At 62.3% G+C, this 26,481-nt stretch carries 24 protein-coding genes; 12 read left to right on the top strand and 12 right to left on the bottom strand.

The genetic code is table 11. The features are described 5' to 3' along the window. Positions 1 to 200 precede the first annotated feature (200 nt). From ACFSJC_RS02020 to ACFSJC_RS02005, 4 genes are all read left to right on the top strand, one after another. Positions 201 to 992, top strand: coding sequence for an alpha/beta fold hydrolase (locus ACFSJC_RS02020; protein WP_386022464.1), 792 nt, complete (start codon positions 201 to 203; stop codon positions 990 to 992). A 291-nt stretch (positions 993 to 1,283) separates the two neighbouring features. Further along, entirely contained in the window at positions 1,284 to 2,495 is a 1,212-nt protein-coding gene (locus ACFSJC_RS02015) for a Bcr/CflA family multidrug efflux MFS transporter (protein ID WP_386022461.1), read from the top strand. A 184-nt stretch (positions 2,496 to 2,679) separates the two neighbouring features. Next, positions 2,680 to 2,859, top strand: coding sequence for a YgaP family membrane protein (locus ACFSJC_RS02010; protein WP_386022458.1), 180 nt, complete (start codon positions 2,680 to 2,682; stop codon positions 2,857 to 2,859). A 168-nt stretch (positions 2,860 to 3,027) separates the two neighbouring features. Further along, a complete protein-coding gene (locus ACFSJC_RS02005; protein ID WP_386022455.1) occupies positions 3,028 to 4,194 on the top strand; it encodes a GGDEF domain-containing protein in 1,167 nt (388 codons plus the stop codon). Between the two features lie 33 nt (positions 4,195 to 4,227). On the opposite strand, the gene ACFSJC_RS02000 is transcribed toward ACFSJC_RS02005, so the two are convergent. After that, positions 4,228 to 4,746 (bottom strand): TIGR00645 family protein, encoded by a 519-nt coding sequence (locus ACFSJC_RS02000; RefSeq protein WP_465324565.1) that lies wholly within the window; start codon positions 4,744 to 4,746, stop codon positions 4,228 to 4,230. A gap of 329 nt (positions 4,747 to 5,075) precedes the next feature. Between ACFSJC_RS02000 and ACFSJC_RS01995 the strand changes: the two genes are divergently transcribed. After that, the gene (locus tag ACFSJC_RS01995; protein WP_386022450.1) at positions 5,076 to 6,710 is read left to right on the top strand and encodes a tetrathionate reductase family octaheme c-type cytochrome; all 1,635 of its coding nucleotides are present in this window, start codon (positions 5,076 to 5,078) and stop codon (positions 6,708 to 6,710) included. Further along, the gene (locus ACFSJC_RS01990) at positions 6,710 to 7,363 is read left to right on the top strand and encodes a cytochrome b/b6 domain-containing protein (protein WP_386022448.1); all 654 of its coding nucleotides are present in this window, start codon (positions 6,710 to 6,712) and stop codon (positions 7,361 to 7,363) included. The genes ACFSJC_RS01995 and ACFSJC_RS01990 overlap by 1 nt, the downstream gene beginning before the upstream one ends. A 164-nt stretch (positions 7,364 to 7,527) precedes the next feature. On the opposite strand, the gene ubiT is transcribed toward ACFSJC_RS01990, so the two are convergent. Continuing rightward, complete coding sequence (gene ubiT / locus ACFSJC_RS01985) at positions 7,528 to 7,995, bottom strand: ubiquinone anaerobic biosynthesis accessory factor UbiT (RefSeq protein WP_386022446.1); 468 nt, start codon at positions 7,993 to 7,995, stop codon at positions 7,528 to 7,530. A 127-nt stretch (positions 7,996 to 8,122) separates the two neighbouring features. Between ubiT and ACFSJC_RS01980 the strand changes: the two genes are divergently transcribed. Beyond that, positions 8,123 to 9,061: a DUF808 domain-containing protein gene (locus ACFSJC_RS01980; protein ID WP_386022443.1), complete on the top strand. Its 939-nt coding sequence runs from the start codon at positions 8,123 to 8,125 to the stop codon at positions 9,059 to 9,061. 31 nt (positions 9,062 to 9,092) lie between these two features. On the opposite strand, the gene ACFSJC_RS01975 is transcribed toward ACFSJC_RS01980, so the two are convergent. Together ACFSJC_RS01975 and ACFSJC_RS01970 are read right to left on the bottom strand one after the other, a co-directional pair. Beyond that, positions 9,093 to 10,124, bottom strand: coding sequence for an alpha/beta fold hydrolase (locus ACFSJC_RS01975; RefSeq protein WP_386022441.1), 1,032 nt, complete (start codon positions 10,122 to 10,124; stop codon positions 9,093 to 9,095). A 151-nt stretch (positions 10,125 to 10,275) separates the two neighbouring features. Beyond that, positions 10,276 to 11,670, bottom strand: a complete 1,395-nt coding sequence (locus tag ACFSJC_RS01970) for a ribulose-bisphosphate carboxylase (protein WP_386022438.1) — start codon at positions 11,668 to 11,670, stop codon at positions 10,276 to 10,278. 322 nt (positions 11,671 to 11,992) lie between these two features. Here ACFSJC_RS01970 and ACFSJC_RS01965 point away from each other — a divergent pair, with 322 nt between their 5' ends. Then, complete coding sequence (locus ACFSJC_RS01965; protein WP_386022436.1) at positions 11,993 to 12,583, top strand: hypothetical protein; 591 nt, start codon at positions 11,993 to 11,995, stop codon at positions 12,581 to 12,583. Positions 12,584 to 12,651: 68 nt separating this feature from the next. Here ACFSJC_RS01965 and ACFSJC_RS01960 read toward each other — a convergent pair whose 3' ends face one another. Both ACFSJC_RS01960 and ACFSJC_RS01955 read right to left on the bottom strand, forming a co-directional pair. Further along, positions 12,652 to 13,557: a bile acid:sodium symporter family protein gene (locus ACFSJC_RS01960; protein WP_386022433.1), complete on the bottom strand. Its 906-nt coding sequence runs from the start codon at positions 13,555 to 13,557 to the stop codon at positions 12,652 to 12,654. 22 nt (positions 13,558 to 13,579) lie between these two features. After that, positions 13,580 to 14,860, bottom strand: coding sequence for a bifunctional O-acetylhomoserine aminocarboxypropyltransferase/cysteine synthase (locus ACFSJC_RS01955; RefSeq protein ID WP_386022430.1), 1,281 nt, complete (start codon positions 14,858 to 14,860; stop codon positions 13,580 to 13,582). 248 nt (positions 14,861 to 15,108) lie between these two features. Here ACFSJC_RS01955 and ACFSJC_RS01950 point away from each other — a divergent pair, with 248 nt between their 5' ends. Beyond that, positions 15,109 to 15,963 (top strand): pentapeptide repeat-containing protein, encoded by an 855-nt coding sequence (locus ACFSJC_RS01950; protein WP_386022428.1) that lies wholly within the window; start codon positions 15,109 to 15,111, stop codon positions 15,961 to 15,963. Positions 15,964 to 15,994: 31 nt separating this feature from the next. Here the strand turns inward: ACFSJC_RS01950 and sat are convergent, their stop codons facing one another. Beyond that, on the bottom strand, positions 15,995 to 17,185 hold the full coding sequence (gene sat / locus ACFSJC_RS01945) for a sulfate adenylyltransferase (protein WP_386022425.1): 1,191 nt from the start codon (positions 17,183 to 17,185) through the stop codon (positions 15,995 to 15,997). A gap of 354 nt (positions 17,186 to 17,539) precedes the next feature. Here sat and ACFSJC_RS01940 point away from each other — a divergent pair, with 354 nt between their 5' ends. Continuing rightward, positions 17,540 to 17,758 (top strand): hypothetical protein, encoded by a 219-nt coding sequence (locus ACFSJC_RS01940; RefSeq protein WP_386022422.1) that lies wholly within the window; start codon positions 17,540 to 17,542, stop codon positions 17,756 to 17,758. Between the two features lie 30 nt (positions 17,759 to 17,788). Here ACFSJC_RS01940 and ACFSJC_RS01935 read toward each other — a convergent pair whose 3' ends face one another. Beyond that, positions 17,789 to 18,487 carry a transglycosylase SLT domain-containing protein gene (locus tag ACFSJC_RS01935; protein WP_386022419.1) on the bottom strand — a complete coding sequence of 233 codons (699 nt, stop codon included), beginning with the start codon at positions 18,485 to 18,487 and terminating at the stop codon, positions 17,789 to 17,791. Positions 18,488 to 18,844: 357 nt separating this feature from the next. On the opposite strand from ACFSJC_RS01935, the gene mepK reads away from it, so the two are divergent. Beyond that, a complete protein-coding gene (gene mepK / locus ACFSJC_RS01930) occupies positions 18,845 to 19,372 on the top strand; it encodes a peptidoglycan L,D-endopeptidase MepK (protein WP_386022417.1) in 528 nt (175 codons plus the stop codon). Between the two features lie 179 nt (positions 19,373 to 19,551). Here the strand turns inward: mepK and ACFSJC_RS01925 are convergent, their stop codons facing one another. Further along, a complete protein-coding gene (locus ACFSJC_RS01925; protein WP_386022414.1) occupies positions 19,552 to 21,378 on the bottom strand; it encodes an RNB domain-containing ribonuclease in 1,827 nt (608 codons plus the stop codon). Between the two features lie 296 nt (positions 21,379 to 21,674). On the opposite strand from ACFSJC_RS01925, the gene ygfZ reads away from it, so the two are divergent. Then, positions 21,675 to 22,679 carry a CAF17-like 4Fe-4S cluster assembly/insertion protein YgfZ gene (gene ygfZ, locus ACFSJC_RS01920; RefSeq protein ID WP_386022412.1) on the top strand — a complete coding sequence of 335 codons (1,005 nt, stop codon included), beginning with the start codon at positions 21,675 to 21,677 and terminating at the stop codon, positions 22,677 to 22,679. Between the two features lie 53 nt (positions 22,680 to 22,732). Here ygfZ and lysS read toward each other — a convergent pair whose 3' ends face one another. The 3 genes from lysS to ACFSJC_RS01905 all read right to left on the bottom strand — a co-directional run bounded on the left by lysS (position 22,733) and on the right by ACFSJC_RS01905 (position 26,349). Then, the gene (gene lysS / locus ACFSJC_RS01915; RefSeq protein ID WP_386022409.1) at positions 22,733 to 24,274 is read right to left on the bottom strand and encodes a lysine--tRNA ligase; all 1,542 of its coding nucleotides are present in this window, start codon (positions 24,272 to 24,274) and stop codon (positions 22,733 to 22,735) included. 20 nt (positions 24,275 to 24,294) lie between these two features. Then, positions 24,295 to 25,393 (bottom strand): peptide chain release factor 2 gene (gene prfB / locus ACFSJC_RS01910; protein ID WP_386022406.1). Its coding sequence is split into 2 segments (ribosomal slippage): positions 24,295 to 25,317 and positions 25,319 to 25,393, totalling 1,098 coding nucleotides; the frame shifts between segments, so codons are not numbered across the junction. A 62-nt stretch (positions 25,394 to 25,455) separates the two neighbouring features. Beyond that, positions 25,456 to 26,349 carry an HDOD domain-containing protein gene (locus ACFSJC_RS01905; RefSeq protein ID WP_386022403.1) on the bottom strand — a complete coding sequence of 298 codons (894 nt, stop codon included), beginning with the start codon at positions 26,347 to 26,349 and terminating at the stop codon, positions 25,456 to 25,458. Between the last annotated feature and the right edge of the window lie 132 nt (positions 26,350 to 26,481).

Raw genomic sequence — 26,481 nt, 5'->3', positions numbered from 1 at the left:
CATAATCGCACATCTTCCTGGAGTATCCATCACCCGCCGGCGATCGCCAGTCCGGGCCTGACGATGCAAACGACGAAACCGCCTCATCACCCGGCCGTCACCGAAAGCAATGCCGACCAACACCGGCATCAACCATCCACCCAAACCGATGCTCAGGCATCGATCGATCCGCACAAAACAGCACCCTTAAGGAGTTCCCGTTGTCTCACGCCGCTCAGCTCACGCCCACCGCCCTCGACGAATTTTGGAACCTAGCGACCGCTCCCTGGCGCCTTGCACTCGAAAGCCGCGCAACCTGGGAGTTCGGCGCACTGCTCGCAACCCAGCCGTTACTGACGATGGCGCCACACGGTGACGGACATCCGGTTCTGGTCCTGCCGAGACTGCTCGGGTGCGATTTCTCGACCCAGCCACTGCGCTCCTTCCTGAGCCAGATGGGTTATGAGGCCCATCCCTGGGAACTGGGAGTCAATATGGGGCCGCGCGCGGGCGTCATGTCGGCCTGTCTGCGTCGACTGACCACCCTGGAAAAACGCTACGGACGCAAGGTGAGCCTGATCGGCTGGAGCCTCGGTGGGCTCTACGCCCGGGAGCTTGCCAAGCTGGCCCCGGATCAGGTACGGCAGGTCATCACGCTGGGCTCGCCATTCGCCGGCCACCCGAGTCCAACCGAGATATGGAATGCCTACGAGGACCTGACCGGCGACCACATCGGCCTACCCAAGAACAGCGGCCCCTTGGAGACCTCGCCCCCCGTGCCCACGACCTCTATCTATAGCCGAACCGACGGTATCGTTCCCTGGAACAGCAGCCAAACGCACCAGGGCGCGTCGGCGGAAAACATCGAGGTCGAATCCAGCCATCTCGGCCTCGCAGTCAATCCGACCGTGCTCTATGCCGTCGCCGACCGCCTGGCGCAACCCGAGGGCGAGTGGAAGCCGTTCGAACGTAGCGGACTGCGGGAGCTCTTCTACCCCGATCCAACCCGCTAAGAATCGATACTAACGGGTCTCGCACTCACCTCATCCGGACCGCGCGTCACCCCCTGCGGTACGGATGAGGTCTCCATCAGGCATCCCACATCTTCGCCGAGCGGCCCTCGATCGGCACCTTAGCCGAGAAGGTGCTCGACGGATCCATCAGCCCCCCATCCAGCATCCTTTCGCGCCGATGAGACGGAGGCTATGATCCACTGGCCTCGACCCCTTATCACACCTGCGGCCAGCGCCGGCTCGATCCACGGCCGCGTCGGACCGGTGGTCAGTCCCGAAAGCGAGCCCTCCATGCAGATCCGACCCAGCCTCCTGATCGTGCTCGCACTTCTGTCCGGTCTGACGCCCTTCGCGATCGACCTCTATCTGCCGAGCCTGCCCGCGATCGCGAAAGATCTCGGCACCTCCATCGAGGTGGCACAGCTCAGCGTGACCATCTATCTGGGCGTCTTCGCCTGCGCGCATCTCTTCCTGGGGCCGCTCTCGGACGTGCTGGGCCGACGCGCGACCATCGGCGGCGGACTCTTCCTCTTCCTCGCAGCCGACCTCGCCTGCATGCTCGCGCCCCAAATCGAGGTCCTACTCATCGCACGCGGCTTCCAGGCGCTCGGCGGTGCGGCCGTCGCGGTGACCGTCCCCGCGCTGGTCAGGGATCTCTACGAGAAGGACGATTACGCCCGCGTCATGTCGCTCGTGATGCTGGTCATGGCGATGGCGCCACTGGTCGCACCCAGCCTGGGCTCGCTGATCATCGGTTTCGCCTCCTGGCGAATCGTATTCCTGGCCCTATTCGCCATCGCCTTAATCGCGACGGCGCTCTATTTCGCTCTGGTCAGAGAGACGCTCCACCCTCAGCATCGTCATACCTTCGATACCGGACTGATCCTGCGCAACTATCTGCGGATCATGCGCAACCGGGCGGCTGTGGGATATCTGCTGACCGGGGTTTGCAGCTTCGCCGGCATGATGACCTTCGTGGTCACCTCGCCCTATGTCTACATCGAGCTCCATCAACTTCCAGCGACCTGGTTTGGGCTCGCCTTCGGCGCCAATGTCGCCGTGGGGATGCTGTTCTCGGCGCTCAATGCACGTTTCGCGAAGCGACTCGGCGCGGATCGTCTGCTGCTCTGGGCCCTGAGCGTACAGAGTCTATCCGCTCTGATGGCCTTCGCGCTCCTCCTGGCGGGCTCTCCGCCCCTCTGGGCGATCGCACTGATGGCCGTCCTCTTTCTGGGCATGACCGGCATCGTGCTCGGAAACGCCATGGCGGGCTATATGGCCTTCTTTTCCAAGGCAGCGGGAACCGCCTCGGCCTTCGCCGGCGCAGCCAGATTCGGCGCCGGAGCTGCCATGGGAACGCTCGTCAGCGTCGCCCACAACGGTACGTCGGCCCCGCTGCTGATCGGCATGGGCATCTGCGGAATCCTTGGATTGACCGCCTACGCGACGCTCTGCCGCTCCCGGCCCCAGTTCGGCGGACAGACAACAGACGACACCGGCTGAATGGCCTGGCGGCATCCACCTCACCAATGTGGCGCGACCGCTTTTCACAGATACCCTATTTGTTTTATGGTTGCAGCTTCGTGACCATGCGTCACGAAGAACGAAGCAACCGATCCAGGTCGGCCTGCGGCCATACCGAGCCAGCGGGCCATCATTAAGAATCGAGCCTGACTGGAGCATCGACATGAACAAGAACATCGGCGACAACGACCGCAAGTACCGCGCGATCGCGGGTATCCTATTCCTGTTGTGGGGCCTCTCCACCGGCAACGCCTGGGGCCTGATTGGATTCGCCCTGCTGGCAACGGCCTATCTGCGCTGGTGCCCGGTCTACATCCCCATGGATGTCGATACCACGCGCTGAGTCCAAACGGTCTTGGGCGCTTCAACCGCGCCCAAGACCGCGACACATGGACGTGTCGACACCCCCGCCGATCCAGTCCCGGCAATTTGTTCGTTTCCAAGGCTCGTCGAACAAGGCAAGAACCGCTAGTCTTGCGATTCCCAAGACACTTCTTCCGTGGCACGCGAGATGGCGAAATTCTGGAAGCGAGGCAAGAGCGCATCGGAATCACCCGAGGCCACCCAGGACTCGAACGAGAAAAGCCAGAAGGCGACCCCAACCGCGCCGGTGATGGAACGGACCGCGCTGGACCAGCTGGCTGCGGTTCTCAAGACCTGGGGTCAGTACGCCTTCGATCTGGACGAGATCAAGGCCAGCAGCATCAACGAGCAGATCGATGGCTGGGTGCGTCACATCCTCATGGCCACCCCGCGTCCCGGCCTGGAGCCCGCTCCAGAGGATGAGAGCGGGGATGGGGATCCCGAACGCACCGCGCGACGCGACTGGCCGGGATTGAACGCCTTCGTCTCGCGACTCAGACGCAACGAGCAGTCATACGTCAACCGACAGGTTGTCGGAACGCGGCAGGTCATGGGTGACTTCGTCCAGACCCTGGGGCGCGTGCTGGCGGAGGATCAGGAGGAACAGGCACGGGTCCTCTCGGCGATCGGACAACTGCGCACCGCCATCGAGGATAACGCCCCGATCGAGACGCTGAGCGAGACGGCGTTGCACGCCATCGACCTCATCACAGATATCGCCAAGGAACGCGCCCGACGCAATCAGGGACTGCTCAGCGAGCTCACCGGCAAGCTGCAGGAGATGCGCGGCGAACTCGATGCCGCCCAGCGCGAGATGGAGCTGGATCCGCTAACCCGGCTCTACAACCGCAAGGCGTTCGATATCCAACTCGAACGCGTCTTCGAACTCTGCAAGCTCTCCGGACAGCCGGCCTGCCTGATGATGGTGGACGCGGATCACTTCAAACGCATCAACGACACCTTCGGACACCCGGCGGGAGACCTGGTGCTGAAACGGCTCGCGAACTGCTGCGTACAGAGTTTTCCGCGCAAGACGGACTTCGTCGCCCGCTACGGCGGCGAGGAATTCGCCGTCGTGTTGCAGGACACCACAACCAAAACGGCGGTCCAGCTCGCCGAGCGTCTGCTGGACGTGGTACGCGACATGGAAATCGAGTACGAGCAGGAAACCCTGCGCATCACCGTCTCGATCGGCATCGCCGAACTCAATGCGAGCCCCACATCCAGCGACTGGCTCCAGGCAGCCGACAAGGCGCTTTACCAAGCCAAGAATTCGGGCCGCGACCGCCTCGTCACCCAAGGGATCACGATCTGACCAAGGGTGGAAGACACTCGGCCCCAGCCCCGATCAATGATCCTTGCCGTGGTCGCGATGGCTGGCGAACGACATGCGGTCCAGCAGCCCCAGCAGCAGCGCCGAGACCACGAAGGTCAGGTGAATGATGACGTACCACATGAGCTGCTCGCTCGGCACATGGGGGATGTTGACGAACTCCTGCAGCAGATGGATCGACGAGATGGCCACGATCGAGGCCGCCAGCTTCAGCTTCAGGGTGCCGGCATCCAGTTTGCCGAGCCAGGCTAGCTTGTCGTCCCCTTCCTCGATATCGATCTGGGAGACGAAGTTCTCGTACCCGGAGAACATGACCATCACCACCAGACTCCCGACCAGCGACAGATCGATCAGCCCCAGAATGAGGAGCACCATGTTCGACTCGGTCATCTCCAGAAGATGGGTGAGCAGGTGGTAGATCTCCTGAAAGAATTTGACGCCAATCGCAACCAGCACCAGGGCCAGTCCGAGATAGATGGGCGCCAACAGCCAGCGGCTGCCGTAGAGCAGACGTTCGACGAAACGTTCCAGCACCTGAGTATGTCTCCGTGCAGATAGAGGGATTAAGGGTATGGGAAGGCCGCGCGGCTCGGACACGAACGGCGGCGCCAGAAGGAATCGACGCAGGAACTCAAGATCCGGGGCGATTCGATGCATTGTAATGACTCAGCCCGCCGTCTCGCCAGCCCCTTCCCGTCGGGCAATCCAGAGCCATAGCACCTCAGCCCAAGCCTCTAGCTTGTCGTATGTCATGGACATGTCGAGTCCGTGACATCAGCATGCGACTGCATTGTGTGCGTCAGGCGACGTCAAGATCGCCGATGCACCAGGTCCATCAGGCCATTACTTGCGGAGCACGCGCTATGCGACCCTTTTCCGGACACGTCCTGGCATGCCTGCTGGGCACGCTCGTACTGACTACGACTCAAGCCACGGATCAATGGCCCACGCCACCTGCGTCCAAGCCGCCCGATCAGGTCTCCGGACCGCTCACCGGCGGCACCGGCGATCACACCAAGTACGAAGTCCTAAAGCAGCCCTTCGCCTCCGGCCCGGAGGTCACCAAGGCTTGCCTGAGCTGCCACACCGAGACCGGCAAGCACTTCATGAAGAACATCCACTGGACTTGGGAGTATCGCAATCCAGACACCGGTCAACTGCTCGGCAAGAAGCACCTCATCAACAATTTCTGCACCAATGCACGCGGCAACGAAGGCATGTGCGCCCAATGCCATGCAGGCTACGGTTGGAAGGACGAAAGCTTCGACTTCACCAACGAAGACAACATCGACTGTCTGGTCTGTCACGACACGACCGGAACCTATTACAAGACGCCCAACAGCGCCGGAAGCCCCGCCTGCTCGGTCATGTTCGAAGGACGCGCCCCGATCGATTACAACCTGGTCGCCGAAAGCGTTGGCCTGCCGCAGCGTGCCAATTGCGGCACCTGTCATTTCCACGGAGGCGGCGGAGACAACGTCAAGCACGGCGACCTCTCCTCGGCCATGACGGATCCACCCCGCGAGCTCGACGTGCACATGGACGCCAAGGGGCTCAACTTCGCCTGTACCGCCTGCCATATCACCAAATCCCACGTCTGGGCCGGCAGCCGCTATCACGTCATCGCCAAGGATCAAGGCGGCACCGGCAAACCAGGCGAACGCCGCGACGTGGCGACCTGCGAATCCTGTCATGGCACATCCCCGCACCCAATCAACTCGCTGGCGCCCTTCAAGCTCAACGATCATATTTCCAGCGTCGCCTGCCAGACCTGCCACATCCCCGAGTTCGCCCGCGGCGGCGTGGCAACCATCACCGACTGGGATTGGCGCACCGCCGGCAAGACCCGCAACGGCGAGGGCTATCACGAGCACGGCTACACCCAGGGCAACGGCGAGGAGCGTTACACCTACAAGTCGATCAAGGGGACCTTCACCTACGGCGAGAATCTGGTACCGCTCTATCGCTGGTTCGACGGCCAGATGAACTACACCACCATCGACACCAAGTTCGACATCACCAAGCCCGTCGCGATCAACGACTTCACCGGCTCGCGCGAGGATTCCAGGTCGCGGATCTGGCCGTTCAAGAAGATGACGACCTGGATGCCTGCCGACATGGGTAACGGCACACTGGTCTACAACCATCTCTGGGGCGAGGACGACGATTCCTACTGGGGCAACTATGACATGGGCAAATCGATCGCCCATGGCATGAAGGCGTTCAATCTTCCCTACTCGGGCGAATACGGATTCGTCGAAACCTATTCCTACTGGCCCATCACCCACATGGTTGCACCCAAGGAACAGGCCCTCGACTGCGCCGACTGCCATTCCAAGAATGGACGACTCCAAGGAGTCGAAGGCGTCTACATGCCGGGCCGGGACAACAACCGCTGGCTCGATCTGATCGGCATCATCTCGGTTGCCGGAACCTTCCTCGTGATCCTGGGCCACGCCCTGGTCCGCCTCTTCTCGCCCAAGGGAGCCAAGCACTGATGACCATTCGTCGTGTAAGAATCTTCAGCCTGTTCGAGCGTTTCTGGCACTGGACGCAGATGTTTCTGATCCTCGTCCTCATGTTCAGCGGATTCGGGCTGCACGGATTCCATCATCTGCTCGACTTCAAGCAGGCGGTGACCATCCATACACTCGCGGCCTTCCTGCTCCTGCTGCTCTGGGCCTTCAGCATCTTCTGGCTCTTCACCACCCGGAACTGGCGCCACTTCATCCCGACCGTCAAGGGCATGTGGCAAGTGCTGCGCTTCTACAGCTTCGGCATCTTTCAGGGCGAGCATCATCCCTATCGCAAGGCGTACTGGCGCAAGCACAACCCGCTACAGGCACTGGCCTATCTGATGCTCAAGATCGTGCTCTTCCCGCTGATCTGGATCTCGGGCCTGGTCTATCTCTTCTATTTCCTGTGGCGGGACATCCCCCATGCCACCCAATTGCTGAACGGCGTGGCGCTGGTGCACACGGGTGCGGCCTTCACGATCCTCGTCTTCGTCATGATCCACGTCTACATGCTCACCACGGGGCACTCCTTCAAAGAGCACGTGATGCCCATGATCAGCGGATTCGACGACGTGGATTTGAGCCCCGAGGAAGAGGCCTATCTGCTCAAGGACGAACCGGGGGTTATTCGCTGAGACAGGAACGAAGGCGCGCTATTGGCCTCGCATGAGGGCGAGCCGGGGATCCCGGCTCGCCTTTTTTGATGCCGAACGCGCAACCGGAAGCCAAAAACTCCGCGCGGCATGCCAGCTCGGCTCATCGACGGCTCACAACCGTCGAGACAGGCGTTTTGCGGGAATCAGGACTTGCCCGGAAAGCGGATGCTCGCCATCTTCTCCAGCCCCCGCATCAAGGGCTGATACTTCTCCGGCGGCTCGAAGGCATCGAGGAAGTTCTTGAGATACAGCCCCAGTTCGGTGTCGCCCGACATCCGCAACCGGCGCTGAAAGAAGAGCGTGTCCGCGTCCTCGCGACGGGCGGCCAACAACAGGAACTCGTGCAGTCCGCCAGAGATGCTGGAATCGGGCGGCGTATCGTCACCATAGCCCCGGATGCGCCCCTCGGTCAGACCGAGGCGGTAACGCACGCCGATGTCTTCGATCTCGATCGCCATGCGACGCCCTTCGAGGAAATCGAGCTCACCCTCCGCCAATGCCTCTTTCATGACCTGGTTGAGAATACCGGCGAGCGCCCGACTGTGCAGCACGCCCGGCACCAGCCGTAGCGGAAAGGTCAATGGGTATAAAAAGCGTTGTGGATCAGGCATGGTCGTCATCTCGATGGAATCGTTCAAAAATAGCAGCGGATTCTCGCGCCTCGCGACGCTCGACACAAGTCGCCCTGCTGTGACAGATTTCCGCGATCACTCCCCGACCACAGGACGCACTCGCATCATGGCCACCAGCCTGCTCGCCTTGCTCGACGACATCGCCTCCGTTCTCGACGACGTCTCGCTACTCGCCAAGGTCGCGGCCCGCAAGACCGCCAGCGTGCTCGGCGACGACCTGGCGCTCAACGCGGAGCAGGTGCAAGGCGTCCGCGCCGAGCGCGAACTGCCCGTGGTCTGGGCCGTCTTCAAGGGCTCGCTGATCAACAAGGCGATCCCGGTCCCGCTCGCTCTGACCATCAGCGCATTGGCGCCCTGGGCCATCGTGCCGCTGCTGATGGTCGGCGGTCTCTATCTCTGTTTCGAGGGATTCGAAAAGGTCGCCCACGCCGTTCGCCATCGACCCTCGGACGACCAGCAACGCGCCGAGCTGGCGGCCGCGCTCGCAAACCCGAACACCGACCTGGCCGCACTGGAACGCAACAAGATCAAGGGCGCGATCCGCACCGATTTCATCCTCTCGGCCGAGATCATCGTCATCACACTCGGCACGGTCGAATCGGCGAGTCTACTCACTCAACTCCTGGTCCTGAGCGGCATCGCCATCCTCATAACTGCGGGCGTCTACGGACTGGTCGCCGGCATCGTCAAGCTGGACGATGCCGGGCTCTATCTGAGCCGACGCGATCAGGACGGCCCGCTCGGCGAGACCCTGCGCGGGATCGGACGCGGACTGCTACACGCCGCACCGCTCCTGATGAAGGGGCTCTCGATCGCGGGGACCATCGCCATGTTCCTGGTCGGCGGCGGCATCATCCTGCACGGCCTCCCCATGACCCACCATCTGACCGATCAGATCGGCGCGGCATTCAACGCCATCCCCGCGATCGGACCGGCCCTGTCGGCCATCGCGCCCCTGCTCGTCAACGCCCTCGCCGGCCTGCTGGCGGGCGCCGCCGCGCTCACGGTCTACAGCCCGATCCAGCGGATGCTCGGCAAGGGCTGAGCCGCCAAGAGACTGGCGCCCGACGACGCGCCTATCTCGGCGCGGCGCCGGGAGACGTCTTGAGGAGATGATCTAGAAGCGTGCGATTGAAGCGTTCCGGATCCTGGATCTGCGGTGAATGCCCCAGGTCGGAAAAGGTGACCAGGGTGGCGTTCGGGATACGTGCGGCGGCCTCGCGGGCGAGCACCGGATAGTCGCCGAGGGTCCGCGCGACCGCCTCCGGGGCGACCGATTTGCCGATCGCCGTGTTGTCCTGCTCGCCGATCAGCAGCAGGGTCGGCACGGCGATATCGCCGAACTGGTGCACCACCGGCTGGGTCAGGATCATGTCGTAGGTCAAGGCCGACTCCCAGGCCATCAGATCCCGATCGCCCTCGAACTGCCCGGCGAGCATCTCGACCCAGCGATCGTAGCGCGGCTCCCAGCCGCCCGCGTAATAGGTGTCTCGCTGATAGGCCCGAATGCCGTCCGCGCTCGTCTTCAACTGGCCTTGGTACCACTGATCGATCGTGCGATAGGGAACGCCCTTCTCCAGCCAGTCTTCCAGCCCGATCGGATTGGCCAGCACCAGCCGCTCGACCTGATCGGGATACTGGAGGACATAGCGCACCGCCAGCATGCCGCCCATCGAATGCCCCATGACGATCGGCCGCTCGACCCCGAGCGCATCGAGCAATGCATGGGTGTTGGCCGCGAGCTGGTTGAAGCTGAACTGATAGCGACGCGGTTTCGAGGATTTGCAGAAACCGATCTGATCGGGCGCGATGACCCGAAAGCCGGCCTCATGCAGGGCCGAGATGACACCCTCCCAGGTCGCGGCGCAGAAATTCTTGCCGTGCAGCAGCAGAACGCTGCGTCCGTTCGACCGCCCCTCGGACGGTGCCACGTCCAGATAGGCCATTTCCAGGGATTGGCCCTGGGAATCGAAGCGGTAGAACCTGACCTGATAGGGATAGTCGAAGCCTTCGAGTCTGGCGCCGAGATCCGGGGTTGCGCGCGCCAGTCCGGATCCGACGAGCAAGAACAGGGCGAGGCCGAGCAGCGTGGCGACGGTGCGGGTCATAGTGCTCCTCCAAATATCGCACGATCGATGTTCCGTCGGGATCTTGGTGCGACGCGCGCAAAAGCCAAACGGCAACCAGTCTCGGAACCGCCGGCCCCAAACGCGAAACCCCCGCATCGCGGGGGCTCCAGGTCGATCTTGCGGAGGCGGATCAGGCCTCGGTCGCGAAGGACCCCAACTGCTCGCGCCAGCCCGGGAAGAGCGCATCGGCGTCGTGCGGGAAGGAGGCGAAGGCGCGCGCGAACTCCTTATGCTCCTTGGCGTACTCGATCGGATCGGCACCAGCCTTCCAGCACTCGTAGGCCTGACGCAGCGACTTGGCACCGGCCGCCGGGGAATCGAGATGGCCGTAGGAGCCACCGCCGGCGGTGTTGATGACGTTGCCGTGGCCCAGGTTCTTGAAGAAGCCGGGCAGACGCAATGCGTTCATGCCGCCGGAGATGATCGGGGTGGTGGCCTTCATGCCGTACCACTCCTGGTAGTAGATCGGACCCTCGCAGGCATCGCGTTCGATCATGTAGGCGATGACGCGGTCATCAGCCCCACCCTCCATCTTGCCGTAGCCCATGGTCCCGACATGGATGCCTGAAGCGCCCTGCAAGCGCGCCATCTTGGCCAGCACGAAGGCCGTGTAGCCGCGCTTGGACGACGGCGAGGTGATCATGCCGTGACCGGCGCGGTGATAGTGCAGGTACTGGTTGGGATACTGACGGCGCGCGGTGGTGATCATGCCGGGGCCGCCGACGAAACCGTCGACCAGGAAGGCGAGCTTGTCGGCGTCGGAACCGAAGGTCTCCAGCGCGAAATCGGCGCGGGCGCACATCTCGAAGTGGTCGTCGGCGGTGATGTTCATGGAGAACAGCTTGGCCTCGCCAGTCTCATCCTGAGCGCGCTTCATGGCGTCATAGACCAGAGGAATGACCTTCTTGATCGGGGCGAAGGTCTGATTGCCCTGCGGCTCGTCGTTCTTGATGAAGTCGCCACCCAACCAGAACTGGTAGGCCGCCTCGGCGAAGGGTTCGGGACGCAGACCCAGCTTGGGTTTGATGATGGTACCGGCGATATAGCCGCCATCCTCGACCGGACGACCGAGGATGCGCCAGAGGTCGGCGATATTCTTGGACGGGCCGTCGAACAGCTGGAGCGCGCGAGGCGGCACCCAGAAGTCGATCATCTGGCCGTACTCGATGTCGCCCATGCCCTGGTTGTTGCCGATGGTGAGCGTCAGAAAGGACACCAGCATCATACGACCGTCGGTGACGTTGCGATCGAAGAGATCCAGCGGATAGGCGATGCGCATATCCTCGGTCTTCTCGTCGATGTAGTAGACCAGCGCGTCCACGCCCTTGGTGAAATCGTCGGTGGTGCAGACCTCGACGTTGGTCCCGGTCGAGGACTCGGCGGCGAAGTGCGCGGCGGCCTCCAGATACCCGGTGCCGACCTTGGGCTTCATCTTGTAGGCGCAGAGGATATGCTTGCCGCCGGCGATCAGATCGGCTTCTTTGAGGCTGAGATCGGCGTAACGCTTGGACTGGTCGAGTGCCATGTGATTCGTCTCTTCGTTGTCGTTATTGATTGTTGTACCGGGCGGAATGCCCTCGATATCAACGGGAAGCCTTGGGATTCGAGCGTCCTTCGGCCTGTCCCCCTCTCGATATTTCCATGAAGATTACAGGTAATTTTTGCATAAATATATTTCGTATTTCTTATCTAAACTATAAGCAAAAATCTATCTTTGCCGCCCTGGCCGACCGAAGGGACCCGGATGCCCGCCCCAGGAAGACCTTCGCCTTGCGAGACAATCGCTGAGACGGTGGAATATCGCCGGATCACATCTCGGACGCGACCGAGCACCAGAAGAAGACATCATGCGGAAACAGAGTCGAGGGCCTCACCATCCGACACGCCGCCCGAGCTATCGCACGGCACGGCTCGTCGCGCGCCTGATCTCCGGCATTGGCTGGTCGATACTCGTCGTCCTACTCACGCTCGGGGCGGCATTGGCGTGGCATCTGCGCGATCCGCTCGTCGCTATCCTGGGGGGCATTGGAGCGTTCGGGGGTCTGCTGGTCGTCGCGCTGGGTCAATGGATCCGGGCCAATCTGGATACGGCCGATCACACCCGCGAGATCCGCGATCGACTCTGGTCCCAGGAAATGTATTACAGCCTCGCGCACGAGATGGCGTCAGAGCACCCAGGAGAGCCCCGCTCCAAGCCCAGATCCAGCAGCACGGCGGATAGATCAGGTCCCTCGCCCTCGTCGAGCAAAATCTCCAGCGAGATGGCCGAAACCGTCGCCAGCCAATCGGCGGTGCGGTGCGTCAACCCGCTCTGCGACCGCTTGCTGCCCGATGCCGAAGCCGTCTGCCCGCATTGCGGCATGCGGCAATCACTCGTCCTGAGACCCTGTAGGCTGGATGAAACGCGAGCGGAATCCAGGGATGCCGCAGAGGTATGAGGTGGTGCCGCTGTCGGATGAATCGGCGAGCGCGGTAGAACCCTGGGGTTCGCTGCGCTCCGCCCAGGCTACGCCTGTCGGCGCGACCACCAGGCGGCGAGGAGCGATCCGGACAGATTGTGCCAGATGGAAAAGATGGCGCCCGGCAGTGCCGACGCGGCGGAGAAATACTTGATGGCGAGCGCGACCGCGAGCCCCGAGTTCTGCATCCCGACCTCGATGGCGATGGTCCGCGCGCTTTGCGCGTCTTCTCGCAGCACACGGGCCATCCAATAGCCGACCGCCAGACCGATCGCATTGTGCAGCACGACGGCAAACGCGACGACCAATCCGACCTCGGCGAGATGATTGCGGTTGAGCGCCACGATGATGGCGATGATGAGGACGATGGCCCCAACCGAGATCGACGGGAAAACCCGCTCCACGGGCGCGATGCGTGGCCCGAGCCAGCGCCGCACCAGCAAACCTGCGGCCACAGGGAGGAGAATGATCTCGGCGATCGACCAGAGCATATCCAACGCGGGCACGGGCACCCGCTCCCCGACATAGAGCCAGGTCAAGGCGGGGGTCAGCACGACCGCCAGCAGGGTCGAGGCGGTGGTCAGCGTGATCGAGAGGGCGACATCGCCCCGCGCGAGATAGCAAATGACGTTCGAGGCCGTCCCGCCGGGGCTGGCCCCGAGCAGGACGAACCCGACCAGCAGCTCCGGCGGAAACCCGAAGGCGATACCGATCGACCAACCCGCCAGCGGCATGACGCCGTACTGGAGCGCCAAACCGATCAGCACCCCGCGCGGACGGCGCACGACCCGAGCGAAGCCGCTCGAATCGAGGGTCGCCCCCATGCCGAACATCACCAGCCCCAACAGCGGCACGATCGCCGGCTTGGCGCCCACGAACCACTCGGGGAACAGAGTGGCGCAACCGACCCCGAGCAGCGCCCAAAACGGAAAGAGACCGGTGATCGCGTTCATCGTCGCGGCTCGAGGACCGATTTCACTGAGCGGCGGCGGCCAGGGCCTGATCCAGGTCGGCAATGATGTCGTCGGCGTGCTCGATGCCGATCGAGAGCCGGATCAGATCCTCGGACACCCCGGCCCGGGCCAGCTCTTCCGACGACAACTGGCGATGCGTGGTGGTCGCCGGATGGCAGGCGAGCGTCTTGGAGTCGCCGATGTTGACGAGACGCAGGATGAGCTTCAGCGCATCGACGAACTTGGCCCCGGCCTCGCGACCGCCCTTGATGCCGAATGACAGAATGGAACTCGCCTTGCCGCCATCCATGTATTTCTGCACCAACGGATAGTCCGGGTTGTCCGGGAGACCGGCATAACGCACCCACTCGACGCCTGGGTGGTCCTTGAGGAAATTGGCGACGGTCACGGCATTCTCGCAATGGCGATCCATGCGCACCGGCAGGGTCTCGATGCCCTGGAGCACCAGGAAACTGTTGAAGGGCGAAATGGCTGCGCCCATGTTGCGCAGCGGCACCACGCGAGCCCGCCCGATGAAGGCCGCCGGGCCGAACTCCTTGGTGTAGACCACACCGTGATAGGAAACGTCGGGCTCGTTGAGCATAGGGAAACGATCGGCGTGCTCGGCCCAGGGGAACTTACCCGAGTCGACCAGCATGCCGCCGATGGTGGTCCCATGTCCGGCCAGGTACTTGGTCAGGGCATGGACCACGATGTCGGCACCATGCTCGAACGGACGGCAGAGGTAGGGGCTCGGCACCGTATTGTCGACGATCAGCGGCACACCGTGCGCATGCGCCATGTCGGCGATCGCCTGGATGTCGGCCACGTTGCCGGCCGGATTGCCGATCGATTCGCAGAAAACCGCCTTGGTATTGGCGTCGATCTGGGACTCCATACCGGCGATGTCGTTCGGCGCAGCGAAGCGCACCTTGATTCCGAGCCGAGGCAGCGTATGGGCGAAGAGGTTGTAACTCCCACCGTAAAGCGTGGAGACCGCCACGATGTTGTCGCCGGCCTGGGCCAGGGTGAAGATGGCATAGGTCACGGCGGACATACCGGATGCCACCGCCAAGCCGCCAACGCCACCCTCCATCGCTGCAACACGCTGTTCGAGCACGTCGCTGGTTGGGTTCATGATGCGGGTGTAGATATTGCCCGGAATCTTGAGGTCGAACAGATCGGCACCGTACTGGGTATCGTCGAAGGTATAGCTGGTGGTCTGATAGATCGGCGTGGCGGCTGCCCGAGTGGTCGGGTCAGGGGCGAACCCCGCGTGGATGGCGAGGGTTTCGAGCTTCATGGTCATGTGCCTCTTCGGTGGTCTTTGTCATCGTGGCGTCGATCGCGCGCGAAGGTCCAGGGTCAGTGATGTGGCCCGTCGCCCGCGAAACCCGTGGGATGGTATCCAGGGAAACCTCGACTGTCGATCTGCGTCCGCAACGCCGCCCGAATACTGGATGGCCTATAGTGAGGTGGTCGGATCATCGCATCGGATCCCTGCCGCCGATCGATCCGACGCCCCCGGACGCCATCCACAGGAACTGCGACATGATCGAGATCAAGCATCGCGAAACGGGAGAGGTCTTGGAAGCCATCGACGGGTCGACGCTCGCCGGAGCCGACCTACGCGACATGCGCCTGAATGGCGCAGACCTGAGCGGCCAGGATCTGACCGGAGCCAATCTGACATCGAGCGATCTAGCCGGCGCCAGCCTGTCCCACGCGCGGCTGGCCGACGCAATCCTGGTTGGCGCAAATCTCAAGGGTGCCGACCTGCGCTCGGCGGATCTCTCGCGCGCCCGCCTTGGATCGGAGCAACCCTCGCGGGCCGCGATGCTGAACGGCGCGGATCTCTCAGACGCACAACTGACCGGTGCCGATCTACGTGGCGCCGAGATCCGCTACGCCACGCTCAAGGGCGCCAATGTGAGCCATGCAGACCTGCGCGGAACGGACTTCCACGGCAGCGATCTGTCGCGCATGGTCGCCATCAAGGCGCTCCTGATCCGCGCCAATCTGCGCGAGGCCGACCTCTGCCGCGCGGATCTGCGCGACGCCCATCTGAACGACGCCAATCTGGTCCAGGCCCGCATGCACGAGGCCGATCTGACCAGCCTCACCCCCGACGGCTTCGCGGTCATCAATCTGGCCAATCTGGAGGGTGCCGACCTGCGCGGATCCAAGCTGCGCAACATCTCGGCGCAGGATACCAACTTCAGTCGCGCCGACCTGACCGATGTCGATCTGACCAACGCCATCCTCGGCGGGGCCATCCTCCATCGCACCAACCTCACCAACACCGATTTCTCAGGGGTCGAACTGGCGAGCGTCACGCTCGAATTCGCCAACATCTCCAAGGCCCGCAACGCCCAGATCCCCTCTTATAAGCAGAACCTGCGTTGACCGGCATCTCTCCCGCGCCAGATCCAGACGCTCAGGCATCAAGCGTCTGGTAATAGTCGATCAGGATCTGCGCCACCTCGGGGCGCGAGAACTCGGGCGGCGGGGCGATACCCTGCCCCAGCATCTCGCGCACCCGGGTTCCGGACAGCAGGACGAAATCGTCCTTGGTGTGATCCGGCGCCTCGCACATCATGACGACGCGGTTGAGCTTCTTCGAATAGGCCGTGTGATCGGCACGGAAGATCTCGATCTGCAACGCACCCTCCGGAACCTCGTCCTCGAAGATGGTCTGGGCATCGAAGGCGCCGTAATAGTCGCCTACACCGGCGTGATCGCGACCGATGATGAAGTGGGTCGCACCCATATTCTGGCGGAAATAGGCATGCAGTACGGCCTCGCGCGGACCCGCGTAGAGCATGTCGAAGCCGTAGCCCGTCACCATGGCGCTATTGGGCGGAAAGTAGAGCTCGACCATCGTGCGAATGGCCGCGTCGCGCACCGAGGCCGGGATATCGCCCGGCTTGAGCTTGCCAAGCAGCATGTGGATGACCAGACCGTCGCAATCCAGCCGCTCCATGGCCATGTGGCAGAGCTCCTCGTGCGCGAGATGCATGGGGTTGCGGGTCTGAAAGGCGACGACCCGTTTCCAGCCACGCTCGGCGATTTCGTTGCGGATCTCGACCGCCGTGCGAAATGTACTCGGGAAGTCGTTCTGAAAATAGGAAAAATTCAAGACCTGAATGGAGCCGGAAACGGCATACCGTCCCTGAGCGTTGAAGGTCGCGACACCCGGATGTTCGGGATCCAGGGTGCGGTAGACCTTCTCGGTCATCAGAGCCATTTGGGCATCGGTGACCGGTTCGATCGCCTCGACGTCCATGATCGCGAGCGGGGGGTTGCCGTCGAGGCTCGGATCGAGCAGCGCGATTCGATCCGCCCCGCGAATGGCATCCACATCCTGAAGCAGGCAGAGGATCGGAACGGGGAAGAAGCGTCCGTCCCGAGTGTGCATCGACTCGGCGACGCTCACCGCATCCGCCACATTCATGAACCCGGCCAACGGACTGAAATAGCCGCCGCCCATCATGACCGCGTTACCGGCGGCCTGGGAGCTGATGACGACCCGAGGAAGAGTCTCGGCCTCGCGCATCAGGGCTTGATGGCGATCAGGATCGTCGACGAACAAGGGCTTCAGGACATCGGAACCCACTGGAGTAATCATTGCCCGGCTCTCCTTTCGACAGCGTCATCGCGACGCGCCCAGTACGACATGGAACGCAGCGGATGAAACGGTTTTCTGTACGAGTTGCTTCCAAACCCGCGTCCAGGATAACGCCTGGCGGACACGGACATCGGCGGAGAAACCCTACCACGCGTGAAACCCCGACTCTCCCAGGTTGTCTTTATGCGCTCAACAATTTTACCGAGGTCTAATGGATCGAAGCGCGACGAGATGGGTTAGACTTGGCCCCGAGCCCTGTGCACTAACGCGGCGACACCATACGGAAGGAGCGCGCGAACGCGCGAATATTCCGATGTAACCATAAGAATTTCAACGCATAAGACGCTCGAAGCCATGCCCTATTTTGTTTATAAGATATCCCCGCCCCGCCAGCTTGAACACCTCGACACCAAGGAGCGTTATCAAGACGCGCGTGAGATCGTCCGCAACCGACGGCTCAACGAACCGCGCGAGACGGGCATCGAATACCGGCTCATTTTCGCGAAACAGCAAGGAGAAGCGGAGAAGCTCCTCTCCATCCCGCGCGACGAGCGCGTGATCGGAGAGGATTGAGGGGGACGAGCGAAGGACGAATCGCGCTCCTCAGCGCACGGTCATGGCAATGCTGGCAGGCTGCTCGGCGCGATAGTACTGGAGCACCTTGCGCACATAGCTCTGCGTCTCGGCATAGGGCGGAATCTTGCGGCCATACTTCATCACGGCCCCTTCGCCTGCGTTATAGCCCGCGACCGCCAGTTGTAGATCGTTATCGAAGAGATCCAGCAGATAACGCAGGTAGGCCGCCCCACCTCTGATGTTCTCGACCGGATCGAAGCTGTCGGAAACCCCGTAACGGGCCGCCGTGGCCGGCATCAACTGCATCATGCCCTGCGCCCCGGCGGAGGAGACGGCCGATGGATTGTAGGCCGATTCGGCCCGGATGACGGCATGCAGCAAGGCCGGCGAAAGTCTGTAGCGGCGCGCGTTCGCCTGCACCAGATGCTCGTAGCTCGCGCGCCGCTGGCGTAGCGCCTTGCTGGAGCGGACCTGGCCATGGGTTCGACCCTGGGTCAAACTGGCATACTTCCGCTTGCTCTCGCGAACGAGCTTTTTCGCCTCGCGATGCCATGCGAGTTTGTATCTGCTTCCTTTCAGCGGCGTATCCGTGAAATAGACGTTACCCGAACCGTCCACGTATTTGAAGACGTCCGCAACCGCCCCCCCTGGCCCTAGGAACGCCATCGCCCCCGCGATCACGACCGCCCTCGTCCGTCCCCCAAGCATCCGCTTCGTTCCGCGCATCGCTTACCCCCGCAATCAGCGAACATGACTATCCAGTCCATCGACCGTACTAGTGTATCCCACGCATCGATACAGCTCAGTGAAAAATCTCAACGTACCAAGGTCGAAATACCCGACCAAAACACACAAAATGCCATAAAAATCACAATTATCAATGCATTTAAGGTCGAATTACGTTATTTATCAACTACGCACACAGAACGCCTCCAAATCATAATATTTATATTTTTTTCTTCATGTAACACTTTAAGTTTTTCAAACGCATCGCCGGATGTCGATTTCAATTGATTTATGCGCCTCGGTCTCTATAATTTGAGCCTTCTAGCTAGTTAACGTCCCGAATGTACCGGGGGGAACATGAATCGACGTTATTTCCTGGGACTCGCCTTATCGACAGCGGCAACACCCGTTTTCGCACGAAAGACCTTCGATAAGCCTCGCGTCCTATCCTTCTATCACCTGCATACCGAAGACCGTATCGACGTCACCTACCGCATCGGTGACCGCTACCAGCGATCGGCCCTTCAGCGGCTCAACTATTTCTTCCGCGATTTCCGCACTGGCGACACCATCGCCATGGATCCCCGTCTGCTCGATCTGCTCTACGACCTCAAGATCACGCTCGGAGACCCGGATGCCCGCTATCACGTTCTGAGCGCCTACCGTTCGCCTGCGACCAACAACATGTTGCGACGCTCATCGAGCGGCGTGGCCAAGAAAAGCCTTCATCTGAAGGGACAGGCCATCGATATTCGTTTCCCTGATCTGTCGACGCGACATCTGCGCGACACGGCAATCGAACTCAGCAGAGGCGGCGTGGGCTATTATCCGCGCTCCAATTTCGTGCATCTGGATACCGGCGCAGTGCGTCAGTGGCGAGCCTGAATCGGGTCATCCTCTTCCGGTTCGAGCTTAGCCGAACGTAAGGGATACGGGTACGCCGCGCGAATCGCCCCGAGGAATTTTCAAAACAAACGGGATCCGCCTTGCCCCGAAGGTTAAGCGGATCCCGTTTGAGCCTCAATTGACCTGAATCAAGTAATCCAGCACGCCGACGGCCTCTATCAGAGGATGCGGAAGCTTGCCGTCAGACCGGGAAGATCGACCTCGTTCAGGGCGATGCGTACACGCTGATTCAGCGCAACCGGATCGCGGAACCGGATTCGGGTCTCAAGGGCAATCTCCGGAACCAGCACGACCGCCTTTCTGTCCTCGATTCCCACGACCACACCCTCTCCTTTCCAGCCCGAGTGATCGCGCAGGAACACCAGCTTCCAATGCTGATTGGAAAAGCGCTCGCTGCGCCGAATCACCTTGGAAGCCACATCCGCTTCGGCCACGCGCTCGTGGACAGACTCGGCACCGAGCAGGTCGCGTCCGGCGAGGCTGGCGCGAATCTGCTGATGGACGAGCAGATCCGAATAACGCCGCAGCGGACTGGTCGCCCGAGTGTAGATCGGAAGCCCTAAACCCGAATGCGGCTCGGGCGTCATCGCCAGACGGGTCGGCTTGAAGCAGCGTCGGCGCGCGAACATGCTCGCAAGATCCTCCGCCTCTGCTCCCGAGTCCGGAGGCGCCTGGGTCGCAAAGGGAATCGCGATCTCGCGCTCGGCACAGAACCGTGCCGCCACCTCACCCGCCATGAGCATGGCATTCGTCACCAGTTCCCGGCTGCGCAGACGCGGCAAGGGACGAATCGTGACCCGCCCATCCAGAACGCGAACGCTGACCTCGGGAAGCGCCAGGCTGCTCGCGCCATTGGCCTTGCGCCGCGACTGGAAGCGCTCGACCACCGCCAGCATTTCGGCGAACGGCGATTGGTCGAGCTGGGTCTCGACACCCTCGTAGGTACACCGCTCGACCCGAACCCAAGAGGCCACGACCTGAATATCCCGAAGCTCGCCCTGCTCATCGCAACGGAACCCGAATGACAAGGCGGGCGAAACCTCGTGCAGTCCCAAACCGAGCCGCTCCGTGATAGCGGCGGGCAGCATATTGACGACGCCCTCGGGCAGATAGAGATTGGCGCCGCGCGTGCGCGCCTCCCGCTCCAAATCGCTACCGGCCTCCACCAAGGCCGCGACATCGGCCACATGCACCCAGAGCCGATCGCCGTCGAGACTCAGCGCATCGTCTGGATCCTGGTTGCCCTCGTCATCGATGGCGTAGGCGGGAAGATGGGTCAAATCCAGACGCGCGTTCTCCGTGCCGAGTTCTGGAACAGGCAGATCCGGGTCGACGAGCGTCGCACCACAACGCAACGGATGGGGATTGTGATTCTTGAGCCAGTAGCCGACCTGAACCAATGCGCGATGGGCATTCTCCGGACTCGATTGATGACCCAGCGCCTCCAAGATACGACTGTGCTCGATCCGGCCCAGCGCAAGCCGCTCCACCTCGCCGAGACGCTTGGCATCCTCCGCCGTGGGCGCCGAGGCGCCCATGCGCTCCAGGAACGCCTTCCAGTCCGCCTCTGCGGTCTGCTTCGCCTCGCGCTCGGCACGCTCACGCTCGACGAGCTCGCGCGAGCGCACCTGGATCGCGGATGGCGTGCCGACGAATGCCAAACCCTCGGCGACGCGCTCCCAGACAGCCCAAGCCGTCGAGGGGGTGAAGCTGTCGAACGCCAACTCGGCGAGATCCCGCAGAGTCGTCTCGGTGCCTTCGAGCAGTTCCCATGCCTCGGTCAGTTCGCCCTCCTGAGGAATCAGGTCGGCCAAACGGCGTAGCGGACCGGGATGAAGCAGCTCCACGTCCTTGGGACGCACCCGCTTGCTTTGATCGCCATCGAGCTCGATTTCGATCTTCTCGCCGACGCTCGCAACGCGGGCGGGCCGATTCTTGTAGAGAACCAGACTGTCGACAGGTGGATTGGCTTGATGTGTCGCCAAGACGCTGTTATCTCCGTATGAGCAGCCGGGCTCGACCGTGATCGACCCGAATGCGAGGACAATGTGCAATAGTCTCGGCGGGCCATGCGCGACGCCGAGCTGAAGTGAAGGCTCCGCGTCCGCTACAGGCAGCACGAGCCGTTCGGTGTTCGCCACCATCCTTGCGTATCATCCCGACCGGAACAGGCCAGCCTCCAGTCGGCGGCGTCCAGCGGCATAGGGTCACCAGAATCCGGCCTTCAACGAGCGATCCATACGCCGCGCGTCGGCATCATCCGTATCGAGGTCCCATCCACATGATGAAACAATGGCAAGCCTTTCTCGCCGAGCAGCCCCGAGAGAGAGACGCGAGTCCAGGCGGCAACTGCCAGCTGATCGATCTCACCCATCTCGGACTCGTCGCCATTCAGGGCGCCGATGCCGAGGCCTTTCTCCAAGGCCAGCTCACTAACGACATCCGCGAGCTTTCGCCGACCCGTAGCCAGCTCAGCGGTCATTGCAGCAACAAGGGCCGCCTGCTTGCCCTCTTCCGCATGATCCGCCGCGACGACACCTTCTATCTCCAGATACCGGCCGAACGCGTCCCCGACATCCTGAAACGCCTGAGCATCTTCGTGCTGCGCAGCAAGGTGACGCTCGCCGACGCCAGCGAGACCTGCATCCGCATCGGCCTTGCGGGCGAGGATGCACCACGTCGACTCGCGGACCAGGACCTGCCTGTACCCGAGATGGAGAATGACGTGACCGCCGCCGATGGGATCACGCTGATTCGAATCCCCGGCGACGTCCCCAGATTCGAAATCCTGGGTCCGTTCGACCCCATGCGCCAGCTTTGGGAGCGCCTGAGCGACCAGAGCGGCGTGGCAAACGCGGACACCTGGAGACGACTCGATATCCAGGCCGGTCTACCCAACGTCTATTCGGAGACGGCCGAGACATTCATCCCGCAGATGCTCAATCTGCAGCACATCGACGGCGTCAGCTTCAACAAGGGCTGCTATACCGGCCAGGAGGTCGTCGCCCGAATGCAGTTCCTCGGCAAACTCAAACGCCGCATGTATCTGGCCGAGGCCGATCTGCCCGCCCAGCCGAAACCCGGCGACGAGCTTTACGCATCCTCCAGCACCTCGCAGCAGGGCAACGGCTGGATCGTCGATGCGGCCCCCCTGTCCGAGGGACGTTTCGCCCTGCTGGCGGTGGCCGAGATCGCCGCTGCCGAGAGCGGCGAAACCAGGCTCGGGCACGACGGCCCGACCCTCCAGCTACAGCCCCCACCCTACGGCTTTCCCAGCAAGGACTGATGATCGTGCACCGCGAGGACGCGTCCAGAGGCGCGTCCTCGCGATCGATCGCATCAGGTTTCCGGACGCATGTGCGGGAACAGCAGGACATCACGGATCGAGGGCGAATCCGTGAAGAGCATGACCAGCCGGTCGATACCGATCCCCTCGCCCGCCGTCGGCGGCATGCCGTGCTCCAGAGCGCGGACATAGTCGGCGTCGTAGTACATCGCCTCCTGATCGCCCGCGTCCTTTTCCGCCACCTGCTGACGGAACCGCTCGGCCTGGTCCTCCGCGTCGTTCAGCTCCGAGAATCCGTTGGCGATCTCGCGTCCGCCGACGAAGAACTCGAAACGATCGGTGACGAACGGATCTTCGTCGTTGCGTCGCGCCAACGGCGAGACCTCGGTCGGATAGCGCGTGATGAAGGTCGGATCCATGAGACGACTCTCGACGGTCATCTCGAAGATCTCGATCTGTACCTTGCCCAACCCCCAGGTCGGTTTCAGCTTGATGCCGAGCCGCTCCGCCACCTGCTTGGCCCGGTCCAGATCGTCGATATCCTCGGCGGTCAGATCCGGATTGAAGCGCAGGATCGAGTCACGCACGCTCATGCGAGCGAAAGGCTTGCCGAAGTCGTAGCTCTCGCCCTGATACTGGATCTCGGTGCGACCGAGCACTTCCAGGGCCATGCGGCGCAGCATGTCCTCGGTCAGGTCCATGAGGTCGCGGTAGTCCGCATAGGCCTCGTAGAACTCCAGCATGGTGAACTCGGGATTGTGACGCGTCGACAAGCCTTCGTTGCGGAAATTGCGATTGATCTCGTAAACCCGCTCGAATCCGCCGACCACCAGACGCTTGAGGAAGAGTTCGGGCGCGATGCGCAGGAACAGCTGCATGTCGAGCGCATTGTGATGGGTGACGAAGGGACGCGCCACGGCACCGCCCGGAATCACCTGCATCATTGGGGTCTCGACCTCCAGGAAGCTGCGGGCGTTCAGATAATCGCGGATAAACTGAACGATGGCGGTGCGCACGCGAAAGGTCTCGCGCGCGGTGGAGTTCATGATGAGATCCAGATACCGCTGACGATAGCGGCTCTCCATGTCGGTCAGACCGTGGAATTTCTCCGGTAGCGGTCGCAACGCCTTGGTCAGCAACCGAATGGATTCGCAGCGGATGGACAGCTCGCCGGTCTTGGTCTTGAAGAGCACGCCCTCGGCACCGAGGATGTCGCCGAGATCCAGGTCGCGCTTGAAGGACGCGTAGGCATCCTGCCCGATCTGATCGCGCTGGACGAAGAGCTGGATGCGCCCCGACATGTCCTGGATGTGGGCGAAGCTCGCCTTGCCCATGACGCGGCGCGTCATGAGACGGCCGGCGATCCGGACCCGAACGCCCTGCGCTTCGAGGGTTTCGACATCCGTGTCTCCATGCGCGGCATGGAGGTCGCCGGCGAGCGCATCGCGACGAAAATCGTTGGGGAAGGCGACACCCTGGGCGCGCAACTGCGCCAGCTTCTCGCGCCGTTGCGCGATCAGCTTGTTCTCGTCCAGCGCCTCGCTGGCGCCTGGCTTGGAGTCAGGGTTCGGGTTCTGTTCTGCCTGTTGGCTCATCGGCATGAATTCTCTGGGATTTAGAGCCCGCTCTTGAGACTGGCTTCGATAAAGGGATCGAGATTGCCGTCCAGCACGGACTGGGTATTCGCGATCTCCACCCCGGTACGCAGATCCTTGATACGTGACTGGTCCAGCACGTAGGAGCGGATCTGGCTGCCCCAGCCGATGTCGGACTTGGTGTCCTCCAGTGCCTGCTGGCTCGCCTGACGCTTTTGCATCTCCAGCTCGTAGAGCTTGGCCTTGAGCTGCTTCATGGCCTGGTCTTTGTTCTTGTGCTGCGAGCGGTCGTTCTGACACTGGGTCACGATGTTCGTCGGCAAATGGGTGATACGCACCGCCGATTCGGTCCGGTTGACGTGCTGACCGCCAGCGCCGCTGGCGCGATAGACGTCGATGCGCAGATCGGCCGGGTTGATCTCGATCTCGACGCTGTCATCGACCTCGGGCGAGACGAACAAGGAGGCAAAGGAGGTATGCCGACGGTTGCCCGAATCGAACGGCGACTTGCGCACCAGACGATGCACGCCGGTTTCGGTACGGAGCCAGCCGAAGGCGTACTCGCCCTCGAACTTGACGGTCGCGGACTTGATGCCGGCGACCTCGCCTGGGGATGCCTCCATCAGCTCGGTCTTGAAGCCGCGACGCTCGCCCCAGCGCAGATACATGCGCAGCAGCATCTCGGCCCAGTCCTGGGCCTCGGTTCCGCCGGAACCGGCCTGGATGTCGACGAAGGCGTTCTTCGAATCCATCTCGCCGGAGAACATCCGACGGAATTCGAGCTCGGCCACGCGCGACTCATAGGTTTCGAGGTCCGCAACCAGGGACGTGAGCGTCTCCTCGTCGGCCTCCTCGGCCGCCATTTCGAGCAACTCGTCCGCATCCGTCAGCGCTGAGGTCATCTCGTCGATGGTCAACACCACGGCCTCCAGGGTCGCGCGCTCACGACCGAGCGCCTGCGCACGACTGGGATCGTTCCAGACCTCGGGATCTTCGAGCTCCCGCAGGACCTCGGTCAGACGATCTTGACGTTCCGCGTAGTCAAAGATACCCCCTGAGGGACTCCAGGCGTCCCTTCAGGTCGTTGATTTGGTGTGCGATCGGATTGATGTCGATCATGGTGGGCTCCGGCCGGTAAAACCAGGCAGTATAGCGGCTATCCCTGGATGGGCGCCAATCCGTCACAATTGCGCGGCCCACTCCCCCGCTTGGGCCCGATCGCACAGAGCCAACCAATCCTCGTCATCGATCGCCAGGTCGCGCAGTGCGCGCTCCTGATCCGCCGGCAGCTCCACATGCTCGGGGTTGCCGAGACTCATGGCGACCAGAGAGTGCGCAAGCTTGGACAGCGCGACCAGAACACCAACTGCCGAATCGGCGGAAAAATCAAAATTCGAATCATGGTGATGATAGATGGCCAAGGCGATGTGCTCGGGAAGCCGCCAGTTGCCGGCCAACAGGAAACCGACGGTCACATGGTCGACACCGAGACGCTTACGTTCGTAATCCATCAGACCGAGCGGATCCGTCTCGTTGCGCAGCACCCATTCAGCGCCATAGTCGGGCGCCATCTCGACGAAGATCAGGCTGCCGGCATTCTGCATGATGCCGAACAGAAACGCCTCGTCGGGCGCCACGCCGCCGACCACCTCGGCGACCGTGAGTATCGCCCGGGCGCGTACCATCATGCCGTCCCAAACCACCTGCGCCGGCCCCTCGGTCACGCCAAGCATGCGCTGGATCGCTTGAGCGGTCACCAGATTCGTCAGGCGAGCGATCCCCATCATGGTGACCGCTTGATGCATATTGGTGATCTTGGTGCGACAGCGGAACAGCGGCGAATTGACCGCCTTCATGACCTGACCGGTCAGAGACACGTCCCGTGAAATGAGTTCGGCCGCCACCCGAATATCCGGCTCGGGACGTCCGAGCTCATCGCGCAAGGCGAACACGACATCCGGAATCTGCGGAATCCGGGCCTTGCGCACGGCCTGAAAGGCAAGCTCCAGATCGGGCTTGGGTGGATATCGACAGGAAGCGGACGGCATCGAATGATCGGAAGGCATTTCAGACATGATGATTCTGTTCGCGTATATGACGCTGTTCGAGCGGATGCGAGGAGTGGGTCACGCCGTCATCGCATGCATGAGGCGATCGAGTTACGCCCAAGCTTAACCCAAGTCAACAGGTCGGCGAAAAGCAACCGT

The sequence above is a fragment of the Thiorhodococcus fuscus genome (assembly GCF_042682685.1).
GTDB lineage: Bacteria > Pseudomonadota > Gammaproteobacteria > Chromatiales > Chromatiaceae > Imhoffiella > Imhoffiella fuscus.
The sequence above is the reverse complement of the archived record's forward strand: the minus strand, read 5'-3'. Positions and strand labels throughout refer to the sequence as shown.

Coding starts and splice junctions, on each gene's coding strand:
- ACFSJC_RS02015 (WP_386022461.1), top strand. CDS start 1,284: ATGCAGATCCGACCCAGCCTCCTGATCGTGCTCGCACTTCTGTCCGGT.
- ACFSJC_RS02010 (WP_386022458.1), top strand. CDS start 2,680: ATGAACAAGAACATCGGCGACAACGACCGCAAGTACCGCGCGATCGCG.
- ACFSJC_RS02005 (WP_386022455.1), top strand. CDS start 3,028: ATGGCGAAATTCTGGAAGCGAGGCAAGAGCGCATCGGAATCACCCGAG.
- ACFSJC_RS01995 (WP_386022450.1), top strand. CDS start 5,076: ATGCGACCCTTTTCCGGACACGTCCTGGCATGCCTGCTGGGCACGCTC.
- ACFSJC_RS01990 (WP_386022448.1), top strand. CDS start 6,710: ATGACCATTCGTCGTGTAAGAATCTTCAGCCTGTTCGAGCGTTTCTGG.
- ubiT (WP_386022446.1), bottom strand. CDS start 7,995: ATGCCTGATCCACAACGCTTTTTATACCCATTGACCTTTCCGCTACGG.
- ACFSJC_RS01980 (WP_386022443.1), top strand. CDS start 8,123: ATGGCCACCAGCCTGCTCGCCTTGCTCGACGACATCGCCTCCGTTCTC.
- ACFSJC_RS01975 (WP_386022441.1), bottom strand. CDS start 10,124: ATGACCCGCACCGTCGCCACGCTGCTCGGCCTCGCCCTGTTCTTGCTC.
- ACFSJC_RS01970 (WP_386022438.1), bottom strand. CDS start 11,670: ATGGCACTCGACCAGTCCAAGCGTTACGCCGATCTCAGCCTCAAAGAA.
- ACFSJC_RS01965 (WP_386022436.1), top strand. CDS start 11,993: ATGCGGAAACAGAGTCGAGGGCCTCACCATCCGACACGCCGCCCGAGC.
- ACFSJC_RS01960 (WP_386022433.1), bottom strand. CDS start 13,557: ATGAACGCGATCACCGGTCTCTTTCCGTTTTGGGCGCTGCTCGGGGTC.
- ACFSJC_RS01955 (WP_386022430.1), bottom strand. CDS start 14,860: ATGAAGCTCGAAACCCTCGCCATCCACGCGGGGTTCGCCCCTGACCCG.
- ACFSJC_RS01950 (WP_386022428.1), top strand. CDS start 15,109: ATGATCGAGATCAAGCATCGCGAAACGGGAGAGGTCTTGGAAGCCATC.
- sat (WP_386022425.1), bottom strand. CDS start 17,185: ATGATTACTCCAGTGGGTTCCGATGTCCTGAAGCCCTTGTTCGTCGAC.
- ACFSJC_RS01940 (WP_386022422.1), top strand. CDS start 17,540: ATGCCCTATTTTGTTTATAAGATATCCCCGCCCCGCCAGCTTGAACAC.
- ACFSJC_RS01935 (WP_386022419.1), bottom strand. CDS start 18,487: ATGCGCGGAACGAAGCGGATGCTTGGGGGACGGACGAGGGCGGTCGTG.
- mepK (WP_386022417.1), top strand. CDS start 18,845: ATGAATCGACGTTATTTCCTGGGACTCGCCTTATCGACAGCGGCAACA.
- ygfZ (WP_386022412.1), top strand. CDS start 21,675: ATGATGAAACAATGGCAAGCCTTTCTCGCCGAGCAGCCCCGAGAGAGA.
- lysS (WP_386022409.1), bottom strand. CDS start 24,274: ATGAGCCAACAGGCAGAACAGAACCCGAACCCTGACTCCAAGCCAGGC.
- ACFSJC_RS01905 (WP_386022403.1), bottom strand. CDS start 26,349: ATGTCTGAAATGCCTTCCGATCATTCGATGCCGTCCGCTTCCTGTCGA.